The 20345-nt window shown below is 30.1% G+C and carries 16 protein-coding genes and 1 other annotated feature; of the genes, 13 read left to right on the forward strand and 3 right to left on the reverse strand.

Features of this window, described 5'->3' with window-relative positions:
- The 7 genes from LGK95_RS09710 (at position 1) to LGK95_RS09740 (ending at position 11096) form a co-directional block, all read left to right on the forward strand.
- Positions 1–786 carry a TrmH family RNA methyltransferase gene (locus LGK95_RS09710; RefSeq protein WP_226124480.1) on the forward strand — a complete coding sequence of 262 codons (786 nt, stop codon included), beginning with the start codon at positions 1–3 and terminating at the stop codon, positions 784–786.
- A gap of 75 nt (positions 787–861) precedes the next feature.
- Positions 862–1074, forward strand: a binding site (T-box leader).
- A gap of 74 nt (positions 1075–1148) precedes the next feature.
- Positions 1149–2168 carry a phenylalanine--tRNA ligase subunit alpha gene (pheS, locus tag LGK95_RS09715; protein WP_226124483.1) on the forward strand — a complete coding sequence of 340 codons (1020 nt, stop codon included), beginning with the start codon at positions 1149–1151 and terminating at the stop codon, positions 2166–2168.
- A gap of 92 nt (positions 2169–2260) precedes the next feature.
- Entirely contained in the window at positions 2261–4639 is a 2379-nt protein-coding gene (gene pheT, locus LGK95_RS09720; RefSeq protein ID WP_226124485.1) for a phenylalanine--tRNA ligase subunit beta, read from the forward strand.
- A 181-nt stretch (positions 4640–4820) separates the two neighbouring features.
- Complete coding sequence (locus LGK95_RS09725; protein ID WP_226124487.1) at positions 4821–5420, forward strand: cell division protein ZapA; 600 nt, start codon at positions 4821–4823, stop codon at positions 5418–5420.
- A gap of 190 nt (positions 5421–5610) precedes the next feature.
- Positions 5611–7566, forward strand: a complete 1956-nt coding sequence (locus LGK95_RS09730) for an ABC-F family ATP-binding cassette domain-containing protein (RefSeq protein WP_226124489.1) — start codon at positions 5611–5613, stop codon at positions 7564–7566.
- 43 nt (positions 7567–7609) lie between these two features.
- Positions 7610–9976, forward strand: a complete 2367-nt coding sequence (locus LGK95_RS09735) for an ATP-dependent DNA helicase (RefSeq protein ID WP_226124491.1) — start codon at positions 7610–7612, stop codon at positions 9974–9976.
- Between the two features lie 691 nt (positions 9977–10667).
- A complete protein-coding gene (locus tag LGK95_RS09740; protein ID WP_226124493.1) occupies positions 10668–11096 on the forward strand; it encodes a hypothetical protein in 429 nt (142 codons plus the stop codon).
- Positions 11097–11162: 66 nt separating this feature from the next.
- Here LGK95_RS09740 and LGK95_RS09745 read toward each other — a convergent pair whose 3' ends face one another.
- Together LGK95_RS09745 and LGK95_RS09750 are read right to left on the reverse strand one after the other, a co-directional pair.
- Positions 11163–11408 (reverse strand): AbrB/MazE/SpoVT family DNA-binding domain-containing protein, encoded by a 246-nt coding sequence (locus LGK95_RS09745; RefSeq protein ID WP_071614011.1) that lies wholly within the window; start codon positions 11406–11408, stop codon positions 11163–11165.
- 368 nt (positions 11409–11776) lie between these two features.
- Entirely contained in the window at positions 11777–12268 is a 492-nt protein-coding gene (locus tag LGK95_RS09750; protein ID WP_226124495.1) for a YajQ family cyclic di-GMP-binding protein, read from the reverse strand.
- A 408-nt stretch (positions 12269–12676) separates the two neighbouring features.
- Here LGK95_RS09750 and LGK95_RS09755 point away from each other — a divergent pair, with 408 nt between their 5' ends.
- From LGK95_RS09755 to LGK95_RS09770, 4 genes are all read left to right on the forward strand, one after another.
- Complete coding sequence (locus LGK95_RS09755) at positions 12677–13411, forward strand: LytR/AlgR family response regulator transcription factor (protein ID WP_226124497.1); 735 nt, start codon at positions 12677–12679, stop codon at positions 13409–13411.
- A gap of 121 nt (positions 13412–13532) precedes the next feature.
- Positions 13533–15707 carry a DNA helicase RecQ gene (gene recQ, locus LGK95_RS09760; RefSeq protein WP_226124499.1) on the forward strand — a complete coding sequence of 725 codons (2175 nt, stop codon included), beginning with the start codon at positions 13533–13535 and terminating at the stop codon, positions 15705–15707.
- A 15-nt stretch (positions 15708–15722) separates the two neighbouring features.
- A complete protein-coding gene (locus LGK95_RS09765; protein ID WP_226124501.1) occupies positions 15723–16937 on the forward strand; it encodes a DEAD/DEAH box helicase in 1215 nt (404 codons plus the stop codon).
- A 115-nt stretch (positions 16938–17052) separates the two neighbouring features.
- Complete coding sequence (locus LGK95_RS09770) at positions 17053–18669, forward strand: ABC-F family ATP-binding cassette domain-containing protein (RefSeq protein WP_226124503.1); 1617 nt, start codon at positions 17053–17055, stop codon at positions 18667–18669.
- A gap of 41 nt (positions 18670–18710) precedes the next feature.
- On the opposite strand, the gene LGK95_RS09775 is transcribed toward LGK95_RS09770, so the two are convergent.
- Positions 18711–18923 carry a ground-like protein gene (locus LGK95_RS09775; protein ID WP_226124505.1) on the reverse strand — a complete coding sequence of 71 codons (213 nt, stop codon included), beginning with the start codon at positions 18921–18923 and terminating at the stop codon, positions 18711–18713.
- A 309-nt stretch (positions 18924–19232) separates the two neighbouring features.
- On the opposite strand from LGK95_RS09775, the gene LGK95_RS09780 reads away from it, so the two are divergent.
- Positions 19233–19394 (forward strand): YvrJ family protein, encoded by a 162-nt coding sequence (locus tag LGK95_RS09780; RefSeq protein WP_226124506.1) that lies wholly within the window; start codon positions 19233–19235, stop codon positions 19392–19394.
- Positions 19395–19683: 289 nt separating this feature from the next.
- On the forward strand, positions 19684–20091 hold the full coding sequence (locus LGK95_RS09785) for a DUF6465 family protein (protein ID WP_226124507.1): 408 nt from the start codon (positions 19684–19686) through the stop codon (positions 20089–20091).
- Positions 20092–20345: the final 254 nt, after the last annotated feature.

Below are 20345 nucleotides of genomic sequence, written 5' to 3' on the forward strand. Positions count from 1 at the left end.
TTGGAACATATTCAAAGCAAGGATAATTTATTAATTAAAGATATTAAAAAGTTAAAAGAAAAAAAATATAGAATAAGTAGTAATATGTTTTTAATTGAAGGGTTTAGATTTGTAGAAGAAGCTCTAAATTCCGATTTTGAAGTGGTGAATATATTTTTGAGTGCTTCCCGAGAGGAAAAATATGAAAACTCCTGTATGAAAGATAAGCTACAGACAAATACTAAAGTTTATAGTGTTAGTGATAGTATATTTAAAGGTATTTGCTATACGGATAATCCACAAGGTATCTTAGCTGTTGTTCGAAATAAATCTGTAGAAATTAAATATGACCATGGGTTCTATATGTTAGCAGATAAAATTCAAGACCCGGGTAATATGGGTACTATAATAAGAACTGCTCATGCTGCGGGGGCCTTAGGGGTTATAATAACAAAAGGAACTGTGGATATCTATAATGATAAAACTTTAAGATCCACAATGGGTTCTATTTTTAATATACCTGTTATTTATGATAAGGACTTATTATTAGTACAACAACTTAGAAGTGATGGATTCAAACTAATTACTAGTTCATTAGATACTGATAAAAATTTCTATGATATAGATTTAAAACAAAAAGTTATTATATCAGTTGGAAATGAAGGTAACGGAATAAGTGCCGAAGTTTATAATATATGTGATATAAAAATCAAGATTCCTATGCCTGGTGGCGCGGAATCTCTAAATGCAGCAGTTGCTGCATCAATTATGATGTATGAAGTTGTAAGACAAAAGAATATTATATAAATATGAAATTATAGTTGAAATTTTTAGAAATTATGGTTATAATATTTTGTATACTTTCATAAGTTAATTAATTAATAATACACTGTGATGGAGAAAGTAAATATAAAGATGATTACAGGGATAAGAAGCCTTAGACTGAGAGCTTGCTTAAGAAATTTTTATATTGAAGTTCACTCCGGAGTTCTAACAGTGAAATGAAGTAACTGTTAGCGGGTAAAATCGATAAATTTATCTAAGAGGACTAATTTTAGTCAATTAGGGTGGTAACGCGGATATTCCGTCCCTTTATAAGGGACGGTTTTTTTTGTTTTATAAAAAAACATGAAATATAAACTTATATAAATATGAAAGGAGCATTCATTATGAAAGAAAAGTTAGAAATGATAAAAGCTGCAGTCTTAGAAGAATTAAAAGGAGCTTCTATTAAAACGGAATTAGAAAATGTTAGAGTTAAGTATTTAGGTAAAAAAGGTGAATTGACACAAATATTAAGGGGTATGGGACAGTTATCAAATGAAGAAAGACCGGTAATTGGTAAATTAGCAAATGAAGTTAGAGAGAATATAGAGTCACTTATAACTAAAGCCTCAAATACATTAAAAAACAAGGAAAAGGATATTAAGTTGAAAAGTGAAATTATTGACATATCTATGCCTGGGAAAAAACAAACAATAGGTAAAAGGCATCCATTAGATCTAACACTTGAAAAAGTTAATGAAATATTTTTATCTATGGGTTTCGTTATTGAGGAGGGACCTGAAGTAGAACAAGATTATTATAACTTCGAGGCCTTAAATATTCCTAAAAATCATCCGGCAAGAGGAGAACAAGATACTTTTTACATAAATGATAGTATAGTTTTAAGAACTCAGACCTCACCAATACAAATAAGAACTATGGAAAATCAAAAACCGCCTATAAAGATGATTGCACCAGGTAAAGTTTATAGATCAGACGCAGTAGATGCGACTCATTCACCAATTTTTTATCAAATTGAGGGACTTATAGTAGATAAGGGCATTACTTTTGCTGATTTAAAAGGAACACTAGAGCTATTTACGCAAAAGATGTTTGGGGACAAAATGGAGACAAAATTTAGACCACATCATTTCCCATTTACAGAACCATCAGCAGAGATGGACGCTACTTGCTTTGTATGTAAGGGCGAAGGATGCAAAGTTTGTAGTGGTAGCGGTTGGATAGAACTGTTGGGTTGTGGAATGGTTCACCCTCAGGTTTTAAGAAATTGTGGAATTGATCCAGAAGTTTATAGCGGTTTTGCTTTTGGATTTGGACTTGATAGAATTACAATGCTTAAATACGGAATAGATGATATTCGCGCACTTTATGAAAGTGATATGAAATTTTTAAAACAATTTTAAAATATAAATAATTACTTACTAATTATATGAAATGAAATAGGCAAAACAACAATAATTGTTTTGTACTAACACAGATTCTAGGAGGATGTATTATGAAAGTTCCAGTTAAATGGCTTAAAGATTATGTAGATGTTAACATTCCACCAAAAGAGCTAGGTGACAAATTAACGTTGTCTGGTTCAAAGGTAGAAGAGGTAATTATATCAGGTGCTGAAATTAACAATGTTGTTACAGGGAAAATAATTGAAATTGTTAGACACCCAGATGCTGATAAATTAGTTGTATGTCAAGTAGATATAGGACTAGATGTACCAACACAAATTGTTACGGCAGCCACAAATATGAAAGAACAGGATATAGTACCAGTAGCACTTCATGGGTCAAGTTTACATGGAGGATTAAAAATTAAAAAAGGTAAACTTCGTGGTATATTATCTAATGGTATGTTTTGTTCTGAGGAAGAACTCGGGATTGCAGGGGATGAACCAGTTTATGGACTAATGATACTTCCTAGTGACACACTTATTGGAATAGACATAAAAGAGGCACTAAAGCTCCAAAGTGTTTTAATAGATTTTGAGATAACATCTAACAGAGCAGATTGCCTTAGTATTTTAGGAATAGCTAGAGAGACAGCCGCAACTTTAGGCACACAGTATAGAAAACCAGCCCTTGATTATAAAGCTACTTGCGCTGAAAATGTTGAAGATATATACAAGGTTGAGATTAAAGATGAACTGTGTAAAAGATATATGTTAAAGGGTATAAAAAATGTAAAAATTGCCCCTTCACCACAATGGATGCAGGAAAGACTAATAGAGGCAGAACTTAGACCTATCAATAACATAGTGGACATTACAAACTTTGTTATGGTAGAGCTTGGCCAACCTATGCACGCATTTGATGCAAGGCAAATAACTACTAATAAAATAGTTGTTGAAAGAGCGAAAATGTCCGAGAAATTTACTACATTGGATGATATAGAAAGAGAACTTGATGAGAGTATATTAAGCATAAAAGATGGAGATAGAACTATAGGACTTGCAGGTATAATGGGAGGCTTGAATTCAGAAATTAAGGAAGATACGACAAGCATAATATTTGAAGGCGCAAACTTTGATGGAGTTAATATAAGACTAGCTTCAAAAAAATTGTCATTAAGAACTGATGCATCTTCTAAATTTGAAAAAGATTTAGATCCTAATATGGCCCAAATGGCAATAGATAGAGCTTGTCATTTAGTACAAGAATTAGGTGCAGGTGAAATAATGCAGGGATGCATAGATATTTACCCTATAAAACGTAAGTCACATTCTTTAGAAGTAAATGCAAAGTGGATTAACGAGTTTTTAGGAACTGATATAGATAAGAGTGATATGAAAATGTATCTTGATAGATTAGAGCTTAATACGGAAATAATAGGTGACTTTTTAATAATACAGGTACCGACTCATAGATCGGATATTAACATTAGAGAAGACGTTGCCGAAGAAATTGCAAGAATGTATGGTTATGATAATATACCATCTACTATTCCGAATTGTGAAACAGTAAGGAGTGGAAAAAGTGAAAAACAAAAATTAGAAGACAAAGTAATACTTTCTTTAATTGGAAGTGCACTTAATCAATCTATAAGTTATTCGTTTGTAAGCCCTAAAATATTCAATAAAATTCTAGTGGCAGAGGACAGTGAATTAAGAAAGGTAGTTACTATAAAGAATCCTCTAGGAGAAGATTATAGTATTATGAGAACTACAACCATAGCATCTATGATGGATTGTTTATCAAGGAATTATTCAAGGAATAATGAAGAAGCTAGATTATTTGAAATAGGTAAGGTTTATATACCAAATGAAGATGCGCAGAAGCTTCCTGAGGAAAGAAATATATTAACTATAGGAATGTATGGAGATGTTGATTATTTGGATTTGAAGGGCGTAGTGGAAAATGTATTAGATGTTTTAGGAATAAAAAATGCGTCGTTTAAAAGAGAAAGTGAAAACCCGACCTATCATCCTGGAAAGACTGCAAGTCTATATGTAAAGAGAGAATTTATAGGTGTAGTTGGAGAAGTTCATCCTAATGTATCAGAGAACTATGGGGTGGAACCAAGATGTTATGTAGCAGAACTAAACCTAGATTTATTATATAAATATGCTGACTTAAACAAGAAGTATAAAGCACTCCCAAAATTTCCGGCTGTAACAAGAGATATTGCACTTATAGTTGATGATGAGATTTTAGTACAGGACATTGAAGATGTTATTGTAGCTAAGGGTGGCAATATTCTAGAAAGCACTAAGTTATTTGATGTGTACAAGGGTAAACAAATAGCAGAAGGAAAGAAAAGTATAGCATATGCTATAGTATATAGACGCTCTGATAAGACGTTAACAGACGATGAAGTAAATAAAGTGCACGAGAAGATATTGAGAACTTTAGAACATAAATTAGGTGCGCAGCTTAGGTAATATTATCAAATTAAAGCTCCCCTAGTAATAAGGGAGCTTTAAAAATACACATTAGCTTAAAGAAGAACAAGCAAATATATTAATTGTTTTATTTGATGTGTTAATTTGAAAATTTTGGTTTTATTAAAGTGTATATTGTGATACAATGGGATTAACTAATCTGTCTAAGAGGGTGTTTTAGATGAACGTTGTAACAATAAAAATAAATGGCATTGAATATAATCTAAAAGGTGACGAAAGAGAAGAATATTTACATATGGTAGCAAGTTATGTAGATAAAAAAATAAAGAATATAATGGGTAAGAATGAAAAGCTTAGTACTTCTTCAGCAGCAATTTTAACTGCTATAAATTTAGGCGATGATATGTTTAAAAGTAGTTCGCTTTGCAAGGAACTTTCAAATAAAGAAGAGACTCTAGCAAAACATGATAAAGAATTGACTCTGCAATTAGATGGTTTGAAAAAACAATTGAATCATATGGAAGATTATAATCAAGAATTGCTTAACAAGTGCAAAAATGTAGAAAAAACTGACTATGTAAAAACACTAGAGCAAGAAAATATAGAAATGCAACAACAATTAGAAGCATTGCGAGAGACTAGTAAAAATTCTAGTGATGAAAATAGAAAAATAAAAGTAGAGAATAAAGAAATGAAATTTAAGCTTCAATCTTATAAGTATAAAATAATTGATTCACAAAACAAGTTAATAGAGTATCAAATTAGTTTGGCTAAACAAAAGAAAATAAATAATCCTCTTCTAGCAACACGTAAAAAATAATTATTATTTAAGAGTATGTTTAAGTTGTCGCCGGAAGGCGATTTTTTTATTGATATAGAACTATAAAAACTAAATAATATATATTTTTGGAAGTGAAATAAATACATTCGAAATATTTCCACTATCACTTAGCTATATATTTAGTTATAATTAAAGCATGGCGTTATGCCATGAAAAGGATGGTACATATATGAATTTGTTAACAATAGAAGAAGTGAGTAAAAGTTACAGTGAAAGAATACTCATTGATAAAATATCACTAGGTATAAGTGATGGAGATAAAATTGGTTTGATAGGAGTTAATGGTACTGGAAAATCAACTCTTTTAAAAATAATAGCTGGCTTTGAAGTTCCTGATGCAGGAAGAATTATAAAGGGAAATAAGGTAAATATAGAGTATTTATCTCAAAATCCTGAATTTGATCAAGACGCTACAGTGCTTGAGCAGATTTTCAAAAGTGATACCGATGTTATGAAGGTTATACAAGAATATGAAGTTGTTATAGATAAATTACAAGTGGACCCAGAAAATGAATCTACTTTAAATGCATTGATGAACTTAAACGATAAAATGGATGCTTGTAATGGATGGCAAGTACAAGATGATGCTAAAATAATACTTACAAAGCTTGGAATAACTGATTTTAAGCAACGTATAGGTGACCTTTCAGGTGGACAAAGAAAGAGAGTTGCTTTATGTAGCGCCCTAATTACTCCATCAGATTTGCTGATTTTGGACGAGCCTACAAACCACATGGACAATAAAATAATTGATTGGTTAGAGAAGTTTTTAAATAAAAGAAAAGGTGCTTTACTCATGATTACCCATGATAGATATTTTTTAGATAGAATAACAAATAAAATTCTTGAACTTGACAAGGGTAATTTATATAGTTACCAGGGTAATTATAGCGTGTATTTAGAAAAGAAAGTTGAAAGAATGGCTTTAGTGGACACGCTAGAGAGAAAACGAGTGAGCTTATTTAAAAAGGAACTAGCATGGATAAGGCGTGGTGCAAAAGCTAGAAGTACAAAGCAAAAGGCCAGAATTGACCGTTTTGATGAACTTCGTGATGGGAAAGTGGATATATCAAATGATAACTTAGAATTGTCTTCAGCATCTACTAGGCTTGGTAAAAAAATTCTTAATGTAGAGAATATATATAAAGCATATGGTGATAAAAAATTGATTAAAGATTTCAGTCATATATTTACTAGAAGAGATAAAGTAGGTATTATTGGTCCTAATGGCATTGGAAAATCTACACTTATGAATATTTTAAGTGGGGTAATAAAACAGGATGCAGGGATTGTCGAATGGGGAGAAACAGTGAAAATTGGTTTTTTCCATCAAGAAAATGGTGAGATGAATGAAAACCTGAGGGCAATTGAATATATTAGAGAAGGTGCAGAATATATATCTACAGGTAATGGAGAGAAGATTACAGCATCTCAAATGCTTGAGAGATTTTTATTTGATAAAAATACAAAGCATTCCTTTATTTCTAGTTTATCTGGTGGAGAAAAAAGAAGACTGTATTTATTAAGGATTCTTATGGAAGCTCCAAACGTACTATTTTTAGACGAGCCAACTAATGACTTTGATATTCAAACATTGGCAGTACTTGAAGATTATTTAGATGGATTTAATGGTGTGGTTATAACGGTATCACATGATAGATATTTTTTAGATAGAGTTTCTGATAAAATATTTAGTTTTGAGGGAAATGAAAAAATAATACAATTTGTTGGAAATTATTCTGACTATCAAGAATATATAGGAAAACATCCGGAATTATTAGAAGATGATGAGGATTTGAATAAAGAAGACAAAAAAGGTCAAAATGAAAAAGAGATAACACTTGAAAATAAAGAAGTTGCAATGGACAATAATAGAGATAAAGAGTTGAAGTTTACTTTTAAAGAGAAAAAAGAATATGATGAAATTGATAGCCTAATTGAACAAAAGGAAACGGAACTTTTAGATGTTAATAAAAAGATAAATGCTGGAAGTAGTGACTTTGAATATTTGGAGAAATTAACTCAAAAGCAAAAGGAAATTAAAACTGAAACTGAACATTTAATGCTGAGGTGGACATATTTAAATGAACTAGACGAGAAAATAGAAGCTCAAAGAAATAGCTAAATTTTATGCGTGGTAAGATTATACAATAAAGAAGGTATAACATGTGGATAAAAATAGAGATATAAGAATATCTGTGCGTAACTTAGTAGAGTTTGTACTAAGAGCAGGCGATTTAGATATGAGATTTATGGGAAACAGTAGGGCTGTAGAAGGTACTAAAGCTCACCAAAAGATACAAAAGGAAAATAGAGACAAGTATTCTATACTGCTTGGAGAAGAATATTTGTCAGAGGTTAGTTTAAAACATAGCATACTATATGATGGCGCGTCAATTGTTATAGAGGGGCGCGCTGATGGTATTCTAATTATAGATAATAAGGTTACCATAGATGAAATTAAAACTGTTACTAAAGATATAGAGCTTATTAAAGAGGATTATAATAGTCTTCACTGGGCCCAAGCGAAATGTTATGCATATATATATGGAATACAAAATAAACTTGAGCTTATTAATGTTCAATTAACATATTATGAGATAGAAAATGAAAAAATTAAAAAATTTGTTAGAGCTTATTCAATTAATAAACTCCAAGAGTTCTTTGATGAAATTATTTCTAGTTATTTTATATGGGCAAATATTACCAATAAGTGGAACCAGACAAGAGATAAAACTATAAAAGATATGAAATTTCCATTTGATAATTATAGAGATGGACAAAGAGAACTAGCTGTTTCCGTATACAAAACAGTGGTAGAAAATAAGAAAATGTTTGTGCAAGCGCCAACTGGAATAGGTAAAACTATATCTACTTTGTTTCCAACGGTTAAGGCTATGGGAGAAGGACATACCTCAAAGATATTTTACCTAACAGCTAAAACCATAACAAGACAAGTTGCAGAGGATGCTTTTGATAAAATGAAGGAAAATGGTCTTGAGTTTAAGACCATTACAATAACTGCAAAGGATAAAGTATGCTTTAGTAAGGGGAGTTCTTGTAATCCTGAGCAATGTAAATTTGCAAAAGGACATTTTGATAGGGTTAATGATGCTATTTTTGATATATTAAAAAACGAAAATACATTTAGTAGAGAAATAATTGAGATGTATTCAAAGAAACATAATGTATGTCCTTTTGAATTCTCATTGGATTTAACTCTATGGGCTGATTGTGTTATATGCGATTATAACTATGTGTTTGACCCTAGGGTTTACTTAAAGAGATTCTTTACTGATAACAATGGTGACTATACTATTTTGGTTGATGAAGCTCATAACCTAGTAGATAGGGCTAGAGAAATGTTTTCAGCGCAAATCCATAAAAAACTATTACTACAATTGAAAAAAGATATAAAAGGTAAGAATGATGGCATGTACAAAATTTTAAATAAGCTAAATTCCTTTATGCTCAATATGAAAAAAATGTGTAATGAAGAGGGGTATTACAAACAAGATTCTGAGCCAGTAGATATCTATAATCTTCTTACAAGGCTTACTAAAATATTAGAGGTTTGGCTTACTAAAAATGAAAAATCTGAAATATATGATAATTTTTTAGAATTGTATTTTAATTCTTTGAGTTTTATTAGAATAGCTGAACTTTATGATGACAAATATATAACCTATGTAGAAAGTACAGAGGATGACGTTGTAATAAAAATATTTTGCTTGGATCCGTCTAAGCTTTTAAGAGAGGCGTCCAAAAGAGGGCGATCAGTAATATATTTCTCTGCAACCCTATTACCATTATTATATTTTAAAGAGATTCTAGGTGGAAATAGCCAAGATTATAATTTAACGCTCAACTCTCCGTTTGATAAAAATAAGCTTAAAGTTATGGTATCAAAGGACATTTCTACTAGATATAATAGGAGAGAAAATAGTTATTTGAAAATAGTAGAGTACATATATTCGGTAATAAGTGCTAAGAATGGTAATTACATGGTGTTTTTTCCTTCCTATAAATATATGGATGAAGTGTGTGATAGGTTTTCTGAAACACATCCAAATGTTAAAATTAGTATTCAAAATAATTTTATGACTGAAGACGCAAGAGAAGCTTTTTTAAATAACTTTACTAGTTCCAATGATGAAGATATTTTAGGCTTTGGAGTTCTAGGTGGTATATTTTCAGAGGGTATAGATTTAAAAGGTGATGCATTAATCGGTGTTATAATTGTCGGTGTAGGGCATCCTATGATTTGTTTTGAACGAGAAATTATAAAAGATTACTTTAATGCAAAAAACAATTGTGGTTATGAGTATTCATATATGTACCCGGGTATGAATAAAGTACTACAGGCAGCGGGAAGGGTAATTAGAACAGAAGAGGATAGAGGAACTGTTCTTTTAATAGATGATAGATTTCTTCACAAAAGGTATAGACGGCTTTTCCCGAAGGAATGGGATAACTTTAAAATAACTAATAATAATATACATGCGCAAAAGCAGGTTTGTGAATTTTGGGAATAAGGCATAGTAAGATAGAAAAATCTATGAATAAAAAAACTTGAGCATTTGCTCAAGTTTTTTTATTTTATAAATAATCAAAATTTATTATTTAGTTATATTTGGGGGGATAAAGATAAAGGAAACTAATTTATTAATAACTGCTACAAATACATCTACATAAAATATTTATATCCATGAATACGATAATAGTTAATTGCTAAAAATAAGATATAAGTAGTTTCCTTTTTATCTTTTATTATTTAGGGGATATTTTAATTAGTGTAAGTTTATGTCGAAATAAGATTTTTCTTTTGTGTGTGATTAATCGTTGAAATTCGACTTATTTCTTAGTTTTAGAATAACATTGATTACACAAATAGTCAATAGAATTGTAATAAGTTTAATAAAATAAGATTAACTATTAAACTAGAAATATAAATTCGACATAATACAAAAAAAGTGAGGTTGAAATTTTAATTAATATATAAAATAAAATAAATCAATAGCAATAAGAGTCGTAGAGAATGTTTAAAGTACTTTTACAGAAAATTAATAATGATTTATGCTTTATAGTGCTAGAATATATATAAGAATAATAATTATGTATGTAGTAATTAAAATCATCATGTTAAAGTTACTACATTCAATGCACGTGGGGATAACAATTCAGAATTGTTATTTACTCTAGAGAATAATAGGAGGAATAGTATAAATGCATGTTAAATCTTCTAGAGAATTATATGGCTGGGATAAATTTTCAAAAGTAACCTTAATAGTAGGAATATTTTTGTTTGTAACTAGGTATGCATGGTTTTTAGGAACAGCACTTATTATCTATTCAATTTGGAGAAGTAGGTCAACAAATGTAAATAGAAGAAATAATGAAAAATTTGTTTATGAGAATATAGAAAGAAGGTTTTATTATAAATTTAACAGTTTTAGACAAATATTCAAGAAAAAAATAGGATTAATTAATATTAAAATTAGGCAATATAAACCTATAGAAAAATTCAAGGAAAATAGAAAGTATATAATAACAAATTGTCCAAAATGTAAGCAAAAATTAAGATTACCAAGAAAAAAAGGTAAAATAATTGTAACTTGCTCAAATTGTAATAGCGAATTTAGATTAAAAACATAAAATAAGAGATATCCTCAAAAGGATATCTCTTATTTTATGTTTAAACTTTTTTATATTAAGTTTGAATTATTTGCCTGAACCTAATTCAGCAAGACAATCTTTACAAATGTTTTTACCTTTGTAGTTTACAACGTCTCTTGCATTTTGACAGAAAATACAAGCTGGCTCATATTTCTTAAGAATGATTTGATCACCGTCTACATAGATTTCTAAAGCGTCCTTGATATCTATATCCAAAGTTCTTCTCAATTCTATAGGAATAACAATTCTTCCAAGTTCGTCCACTTTTCTTACTATACCTGTTGATTTCATATAATTTCCTCCTCAAACATCTTTCGACTTATTTATAATTAAATTGTAGCAAAAATAACATAAAACGTCAATAGGTTTATGAAAAGATTTAAGAAAAATAATAAAAATTAACAAACTTTTACGTATTATGCAAAAAAAATATAATGGACTGTCATTTTAAACAATATTATAATATCTTATACATAATACATTATTTTTTAATTATTACAATATTCATAATAGTTTGTAATTAGTGTAAGGTATTATGGAGTATTAAATATTAAGCGAACTATGATACATTATAAGAGAGGTGTAATTATTACTATGAATTATTAAAGTAAATAAAAAAAGGCTAGACCAGTTTAAATTGGTCTAACCTTTAAATGAAACTATCTATAATTAGTGAATTGTAGTGCAATATCAAAATCCTTTGATTTTAGTAAAGCCATTATTTCCTGTAGATCATCAAGGTCCTTACCAGTAACTCTTAGTTGATTATCCATAATTTGAGCTTGAACTTTAATCTTAGTGGACTTAATCACTGCAATTATTTTTTTTGCTTTTTCAGTGGAAATACCTTTTATAATTTTAGCAGTTTGTCTTGCGGAACCTAGCGTAGCAACATCTTGTTTACCAAGGTCTAGTGCTTTGCCGGATATACCTCTTTTAATTAATCTACTTACAAGCACTTCTATAACTGACTTCAATTTAAAGTCATCATCAGATATTATTTTAATATCCTCTTTACCTAAGTTAATTTCAGTAATAGTATTTTTAAAGTCATATCTTTGTTTAATTTCCTTTAATGCTTGGTTTATTGCATTGTCTACTTCTTGCATATCGACATCTGATACTATATCAAACGAATGTGCAGCTGCCATAATTAAAAACCTCCTCTATTTGTATATATCTAAGTACATTTAAATAAATAAAAAGTCAGTATACTGATTTTTCTTATTTATTTAGGCTTTAATAAAATTCTCTTAATTAATAGTAGATTAATAATGTGAAAATGTCCAGTATTTAATGACTAAAGAGTATAGTTTACATTAATATAACCTATTATTAGTGCATTTTACGTCAATTATTAGGATTATTTAGATATAGCTAAAAATAAAGTTATTTTTTACTAAGGTAAATAGTAAATCACACGATATAATTAATAAATATAAAAAGATGTTGTTTTGGGCTTTAATTACTAATTTACAATAAGTATAAGGGAAAACAAAATTATGATAAATAATTTACTTTTATTGTTAGAATGAAATGTAAATATAGGTGGGGTGTTTATGTTAAGAGTAGTTTTAGTAGAGGATGAGAAATCGTCTTTAGATGAAATAAGTTTTATTTTAAGTAAAAACAGTGAAATAGAAATTATTGGTAAATATTCAAATCCCTCAACCGCTTTAGAATTTATAAAAAAGGCTAAACCGGAAATTGTGTTTCTAGATATAGAAATGCCAGTAATTAGTGGGTTTACTTTGTCTGAAGAGATATGTATGCTTAATTTTTCAGTAAGTATTGTATTTGCAATAGTAATTGATAAATATGCTATAAAAGCTTTTGAAATTAATGCAATAGATTATATCCTAAAACCATTTTCAATTAAAAGACTAGAGCTTACTTTGGATAAGATAAACGAAAGGTTTAATTGTAATAAAAATATACTGCAAGAGAAAAGAACAGTGGAAGGCTTAATAAAGTTGCCACTTTGGAAGGATGAGTGTATATACCTTGTTCATCCACAAGATATACTGTATTGTACTGTGTTAAACAAAGAAGTCTTTGTTTATACGGGAGAAGCCACTTTTACAACACATGACACTTTAACTCAATTGGGAAATAAATTAATTAATCATAATTTTTTTAGAAGTCATAAAAGTTATTTAGTTAATTTGGACAGAATTTATAAAATAGTGCCGGGCTCTAATAGTACTTTTGTGCTTCAGGTAGAAGGTTTAAATGAGGAAGTTCCTGTTAGTAGACACTATGTTAAGGATTTTAAAAAGATACTTAGTATATAATTCTTTTGATGATGACGTCACCTAAAACTAATACACATTTCATCAGCAAATTGGTACAAAGTTCTTAAAATAATGTTATACTATTGTAAGAATTTATTACGGACGAGAGGAAGAAATATGTATGTTGCATGAAGCACAAGAAAAATTAAAGAAGTATTATGGGTATGATAATTTTAGAAAAGGGCAAGAAAATGTAATAGAAAGTATATTAAGTGGAAAAGATACCTTTGCGGTAATGCCTACAGGGGCAGGAAAGTCGGTATGTTATCAAATACCAGCTTTAATGCTAGAAGGAGTAACACTTGTAATATCACCACTTATATCACTTATGAAAGATCAAGTAGACACATTGAATAGTATTGGGATAGCTGCAACATATATAAATAGCTCATTAAGTATTAATGAAGTTAATGAAAGAATTGATAGGGTAGCTGCAGGAGAAGTGAAGCTTCTTTATGTTGCCCCAGAAAGGCTAGAATCAGACTTTTTCTGCAATATGTTAAATAGATTAACAATATCGCTTTTAGCAGTAGATGAAGCTCATTGTGTATCTCAATGGGGTCATGATTTTAGACCTAGCTATGCAGCAATTTCTAATTTATTAGAAAAATTACCAGGAAGACCAATTATAGCGGCATTTACGGCGACGGCTACGCAGGAGGTAAGGCTAGACGTTATTAAGATTTTAAAATTAAGAGAGCCAGATGTCTATGTAACTGGTTTTAATAGAGAAAATTTAAGCTTTACTGTTATTCGTGGAGAAAACAAAAGAGATTTTGTACTAAAATACATTGAAGATAATAAAGACCAAGTAGGGATAATTTACACAGCTACAAGAAAGGAAACAAATAATCTCTACGAGCTTTTGCATAAAAAGGGATATAACGTAGGCAAGTACCATGCTGGGCTAGGAGACGTTGAAAGAAAGCAAAACCAGGAAAAATTCTTATATGATGATATCAACATAATTATAGCTACTAATGCATTTGGTATGGGAATAGATAAATCAAACGTTAGGTATGTTATTCATTATAATTTAACAAAGAGCATGGAAGCATATTACCAAGAAGCAGGACGTGGAGGTCGTGATGGTGAGCCAAGTGAATGCATATTGTTATTTTCTGCGGCAGATGTGCTACTTCAGAAGTTTTTTATAGAGCAAAGCACCGAGTCACCTCAAAGAAAGGTAAATGAGTATAAGAAACTTCAAGCTATGGTGGATTATTCACACACGTCAAGATGTCTACGAAAGTTTATTTTGGAATATTTTGGAGAAGAAAATGTTCAGGATAAATGTGACAATTGTAGTACCTGCAATGATGAAAGTGAACTCGTAGATATAACTATTGAGGCACAAAAGATATTCTCTTGCATATTTAGGATGAAGGAGAGGTACGGTACTTCATTAATTGCAGAGGTTCTTCGTGGATCAAAGAATAAAAAAGTTTTGGAGCTTGGATTTAATAAGTTATCTACTTATGGGATAATAAAGCAGTATACTGTTAAGGAGATAAGAGATCTTATAAATGTGCTTACAGCAGAAGAATATTTATCGCTTGCAGATGGCCAGTTTCCAGTGGTTCATTTAAAAGAAAAAGCCGTGGCAGTTCTTAAGAATGAGGAAAAAGTGTATCAGAAAATAGATAAAAAGAAGGCTAAGGTAGTTAAGGATACGGGCTTATTTGAAATACTGAAAGCACTGCGAAAAGATATCTCAGAGAGAGAGAAAGTTCCACCATATATTGTTTTTGCAGATAGTGCACTAAGAGAGATGAGCGAATATTTTCCAGTAAATGAAAAAGAGATGCTTAATATCAAAGGAGTAGGGGAATCTAAGCTTAATAAGTATGGTGAGGAATTCATTAATGTTATAAAAAAATATATGAAGGAAAACAATATAGAACTAAAGGAAGAAATACTATATAATGAAGAAGTGGGCGAGGATATTCAGGCGGAAAGTTCACTAAAGCAAAATGGAAAAAATGATGACAAGGTGCCTAGCTATGTCATTACTTATAACCTGTATAAACAAGGTAAAAGCATAGAGGACATAATAGACTTGAGAAAACTTAAAAGCCTAACAGTACAAGAACATATATTTAAATGCGCTGCTGAGGGTTTTGATGTTAATCTAGATGATTTTATTCCCAAAAATCATGAAGCACTCATCATTGAAGTCATAGAAAAAATCGGAGCTTCAAAGTTAAAACCAATTAAAGAAGCATTACCAAAAGAAATAGATTATTTAGCTATAAAAGCAACAATATTTAAATACGCTAATAGTAAGATTTCTTAGAATAAAGGAGAAAATATGGAAAAATTATTTAATGAATTAGGATTAAAACAAAACCTTATACAAGGTCTTATTAAACAAGGCATTGAAAGTCCTACAGAAATTCAATCAAAGGCTATACCAATGGGACTTGCAGGTGAGGATATCATCGGAGAGTCAGAGACAGGTTCTGGTAAAACGTTAGCTTATTTATTACCTATATTTCAAAAAATAGATATAACATCAAAGGATATTCAAGCAATTATACTTGCGCCGACTCATGAACTTGCAATTCAAATACATAAACAGGTAGAATTGTTATCTATGAACTCAGATAGCTTAGTTAGATCAACTAGTATAATAGGTAATGTTAATATTAAAAGGCAATTAGAGTCTCTTAAGGAAAAACCTCATATAATAGTGGGTTCGGCTGGGAGAATTTTAGAACTTATCGCAATGAAAAAACTAAAATCTCATGGAGTCAAGACTATAGTAATAGATGAAGGCGATAGAATGATAGATGAGGATAACATAGATGGTGTAAAAGCAATAATAAAAACTACACTTCGCGATAGGCAAATTATGATATTTTCAGCTACGATATCACTTAAAGTAGTAGAAATTGCTAAAACTTTAATGAAGGATCCTCGAGTTATTAAAGTAGGCGATAAAAGCGTTGTAAATCCCAATATAGAGCATATATATTTTCTAGTGGAAAGAAGAGATAAAATTGAAATTTTAAGGAAACTTATAAGTGCTACTAAACCTGAAAAGGCAATAATATTTATAAACAAAAGTGATGAGGTAGAAATTACAACTTCTAAGCTTAGCTATCATGGTTTAAAAGTAGAGGGAATACATGGATCATCTGAAAAAATTGATAGAAAGAAAGCTCTTGAAGATTTTAATGCAGGTAAAATTCAACTTTTAGTGGCTTCGGATTTAGCAGCTAGAGGACTTGATATAGTAGGAGTATCTCACATATTTAACCTTGATATACCAGAAAACTCGAAAGACTATTTGCATAGAGTTGGTAGAACAGGAAGAATGGGAGAACATGGGCTCGCACTATCCATAGTAGTAGAGAGAGAACTTGATCTTATTAAAAACTATGAAAGAGATTTTAATATAGAAATTCTACGAAAAGATATCCGCATGGGAGAGATTATTGATCCAAAAATCATACCTAAAGATAGACCCGTCGATCATAATTCTAGAGCTGATTACAAATCATCAAATCATAATAAAAAATAACAAGCCCATAAAGGAAGGTATAAATTACATTAGCCTAGTTTCCTTCCTTGTGGTATAATGGCTGAGTAGTTTCGACTATAATGAGATTACTTAATATGGAGGTATATATAAATATATGATTAGTACAAATAACATAAGTTTAAGATATGGTGCACGTAAATTATTTGATAATGTTAATATAAAATTTAATCCCGGTAATTGTTATGGATTAATTGGAGCTAATGGTTCTGGTAAATCAACATTTCTTAAAATATTATCTGGTGAGATAGAAGCCAATACTGGAGAAGTTTTTATTACTCCAGGAGAAAGATTAGCAGTTTTAAGGCAAGATCATTTCGAATTTGATGAACATGAAGTTATTGAAACAGTAATGATGGGACATGTAAGACTATTTGAAATAATGCATGAAAAAGATGAATTATATGCAAAAACAGATTTTACGGATGAAGACGGAATTAGAGCTTCAGTACTAGAAGGTGAATTTGCAGAACTTAATGGATGGGAAGCTGAATCAGAAGCTTCAACTCTACTAATGGGACTTGGAATAAACGAAGAACTTCAAAATAAGAAAATGAAGGAACTAACAGGATCTGAAAAGGTAAAGGTACTTCTTGCTCAAACTTTATTTGGTAAACCTGATATTCTATTACTAGATGAGCCTACAAACAATTTAGATGTAAAATCTAAAAATTGGCTTGAAAGTTTTTTACTAAACTTTGAGAGTACTGTAATAGTTGTTTCGCATGATAGGCATTTCTTAAACAAAATATGTACTCATGTTGCAGATATAGATTTTAGTAAAATCCAACTATTTGTTGGAAATTATGATTTTTGGTATGAGTCTAGTCAATTGGCCCTTCAAATGGCTAAAGATCAAAACAAGAAAAAAGAAGAAAAAATTGCTGAATTACAAAACTTTATTGCTAGATTTAGCTCTAATGCATCTAAGGCAAAACAGGCTACTTCTCGTAAAAAGCAATTAGATAAATTGACTTTAGATGATATAAAACCTTCTTCTCGTAAATATCCTTTTGTTGGTTTTAAGCCAGAAAGAGAAGCTGGAAATGATTTATTAACAGTTGAAAATCTAAGTAAAACTGTGGATGGAGAAATACTTCTTGATAATGTATCTTTTATAGTTAGTAAGGGAGATAAGATTGCGTTCACTGGGGCAGATGAAATAGCTAAAACTACACTTTTTAAAATAATAATGGGTGAAATGGAGCCAGATAGTGGTGAAGTTAAATGGGGAGTTACTACATCTCAAGCTTATTTACCAAAAGACAACACAGAATATTTTTATGGTGTAGATTGTACCTTGGTTGATTGGCTTAGACAGTACTCTGAGGATAAGGCTGAAAGCTTTATTAGAGGTTTTTTAGGTAGAATGCTTTTCTCAGGAGAAGAAGCTCTTAAAAAGGCTAGCGTATTGTCCGGTGGAGAAAAGGTTAGATGTATGCTTTCTAAAATGATGCTTAGTAACGCTAATGTATTAATATTAGATGAGCCTACTAACCATTTGGACTTAGAGTCTATTACTGCTTTAAACAATGGGCTTACTAGTTATACTGGAACAATGCTATTAACATCGCAGGATTCACAGCTACTTGCAACAGTTGCAAATAGAATAATAGAAATTACACCTAAGGGAATAATGGATAAACAAATGACTTATGATGAATTTATAGAAAATAATGAAGTTCAAGAAGAACTAGAACTTATGTATAAATAAAAAGAAGGCACTTCTAATTAGAAGTGCCTTTTTAAAACTAATTAAAAACCAAATCCACCAAATCCGCCGCCACAGCCACCACGGCCGCCGATACCACCACAACCTAATAGTAAAAGAATTATTAAGATGCCACTGCCACCGCCGCAGCCACCGCCAAATCCTCCACCAAAGCCACCAGTTCCGCAGCTATTTCCACATTTGCAAATAGGTTCACATCTTTTTTCACAACAACAGTCTCTATGTCTATGACTCATATGAATAACCTCCTTAATTTTAGTAAGTAAAAGTTTAAAAATCTACTAAAGTAATTCAAATTGCTACTTTAGCGAGAAATCATACACTTTTACTTAAGTAATGGAGTTGGTCTACTTTATACCAACAAATACAGGTAGGCGGATACACTCTTGAGAGTTGTTAAGTTAATTAGGAGTAGCTGTACTTTAATATATTCGATATTTTTTTAATTGTGAATATATTATTGAAGTAAGATTAATATAAAAATATAGATAAAATAATTTTAAATATCATATATATTATCTGTAACGGTGAGGGAGGTAATGCTCATGTATGATGCATTAATTAAACTGATTAGTACAGTTGGCTTCCCTATAGGTGTGAGTATATATTTGTTAGTAAGGTTTGAACAGAAAATTGAGGATCTCAATAAATCTATCTCTTATCTAACTTCAATTATATCCACTGTTATAGGAAAATATGAAAAATAAGCATACCATTTTGGTATTCTTATTTTTTAAAAAAAATAGTTTATGCTTAATATTGAAATTTATGTTAATATTGTGTATAATAATAATAGAAAGAGCATTGGTATAATATGGCATATTGATTATTTTTAATAATTATACAATAAATAATAGATATAGCGATTAATTAGCAAGGAAGAAGCTTATAGTTATCTTCTATGGAACTATAACAATGTCCTAAAAAAGGGTTTTAAAGAAAAGTATCGAATAGAATAAGTAACATAAAAATTATTTATAATTGGGGGAATATGACATGAACGAGGAAAATATTTTAGATTCTACAAAAGAAGCTTTGAGCGTGGGAACAGAAGAAGCAATAACAATAGTATCTGATGCTACAAAAGAAAATGTTGGAAAAACTATTAATGTGGTGAAAGATATTGCTAAAAATGTTAAATCAAAAGCTAACAAGGCAACTAATGTTACAAAAAAAACAGTGGCTAAGAAAACGATAGCTAAGAAAATTAATGTTGGCTTTTACGTTCAATATCAGGGAAAAGAGGTTTCCAAAAAAACAATACTAGAGGAAATTTACGAAGAATGGACAAAATCTCATAAAATTTCAGAACTTAAAACATTAGATGTATATATAAAGGTTGAAGAAAATATAGCCTACTGCTTGGTAAATGGCGAAATTAAAATAGATCTTAAATTATCTTAATATAATTTTACAAAAGTTAGAAAAGGCCTTTGGCCTTTTTTTATTTGAAATATAAAGGTTAATGCAATCATTTGAAAATAGTGTACATTGTTAAATTTTTATGATAGATTAAAAGTAGAAATAACATAATATACTGCTTATTTTGATAGTGTTAACTAACTTATGAAAAAACAGGAATGTAAATATTAGGGTTTTAATTGCACGTTGAAAAGTGAAAAAATACTTTGAAGAAATACAATGCAGTTTTGTTTGTA

Origin of the sequence: Clostridium algoriphilum (assembly GCF_020443705.1) — a bacterium.
In the GTDB taxonomy this organism is placed as follows: domain Bacteria; phylum Bacillota; class Clostridia; order Clostridiales; family Clostridiaceae; genus Clostridium_AD; species Clostridium_AD algoriphilum.

What these genes read in the sequence shown, in the direction of transcription:
- pheS (WP_226124483.1), top strand. Translation starts at nt 1,149, where the DNA reads ATGAAAGAAAAGTTAGAAATGATAAAAGCTGCAGTCTTAGAAGAATTA.
- pheT (WP_226124485.1), top strand. Translation starts at nt 2,261, where the DNA reads ATGAAAGTTCCAGTTAAATGGCTTAAAGATTATGTAGATGTTAACATT.
- LGK95_RS09725 (WP_226124487.1), top strand. Translation starts at nt 4,821, where the DNA reads ATGAACGTTGTAACAATAAAAATAAATGGCATTGAATATAATCTAAAA.
- LGK95_RS09730 (WP_226124489.1), top strand. Translation starts at nt 5,611, where the DNA reads ATGAATTTGTTAACAATAGAAGAAGTGAGTAAAAGTTACAGTGAAAGA.
- LGK95_RS09740 (WP_226124493.1), top strand. Translation starts at nt 10,668, where the DNA reads ATGCATGTTAAATCTTCTAGAGAATTATATGGCTGGGATAAATTTTCA.
- LGK95_RS09745 (WP_071614011.1), bottom strand. Translation starts at nt 11,408, where the DNA reads ATGAAATCAACAGGTATAGTAAGAAAAGTGGACGAACTTGGAAGAATT.
- LGK95_RS09750 (WP_226124495.1), bottom strand. Translation starts at nt 12,268, where the DNA reads ATGGCAGCTGCACATTCGTTTGATATAGTATCAGATGTCGATATGCAA.
- LGK95_RS09755 (WP_226124497.1), top strand. Translation starts at nt 12,677, where the DNA reads ATGTTAAGAGTAGTTTTAGTAGAGGATGAGAAATCGTCTTTAGATGAA.
- recQ (WP_226124499.1), top strand. Translation starts at nt 13,533, where the DNA reads ATGTTGCATGAAGCACAAGAAAAATTAAAGAAGTATTATGGGTATGAT.
- LGK95_RS09765 (WP_226124501.1), top strand. Translation starts at nt 15,723, where the DNA reads ATGGAAAAATTATTTAATGAATTAGGATTAAAACAAAACCTTATACAA.
- LGK95_RS09770 (WP_226124503.1), top strand. Translation starts at nt 17,053, where the DNA reads ATGATTAGTACAAATAACATAAGTTTAAGATATGGTGCACGTAAATTA.
- LGK95_RS09775 (WP_226124505.1), bottom strand. Translation starts at nt 18,923, where the DNA reads ATGAGTCATAGACATAGAGACTGTTGTTGTGAAAAAAGATGTGAACCT.
- LGK95_RS09780 (WP_226124506.1), top strand. Translation starts at nt 19,233, where the DNA reads ATGTATGATGCATTAATTAAACTGATTAGTACAGTTGGCTTCCCTATA.
- LGK95_RS09785 (WP_226124507.1), top strand. Translation starts at nt 19,684, where the DNA reads ATGAACGAGGAAAATATTTTAGATTCTACAAAAGAAGCTTTGAGCGTG.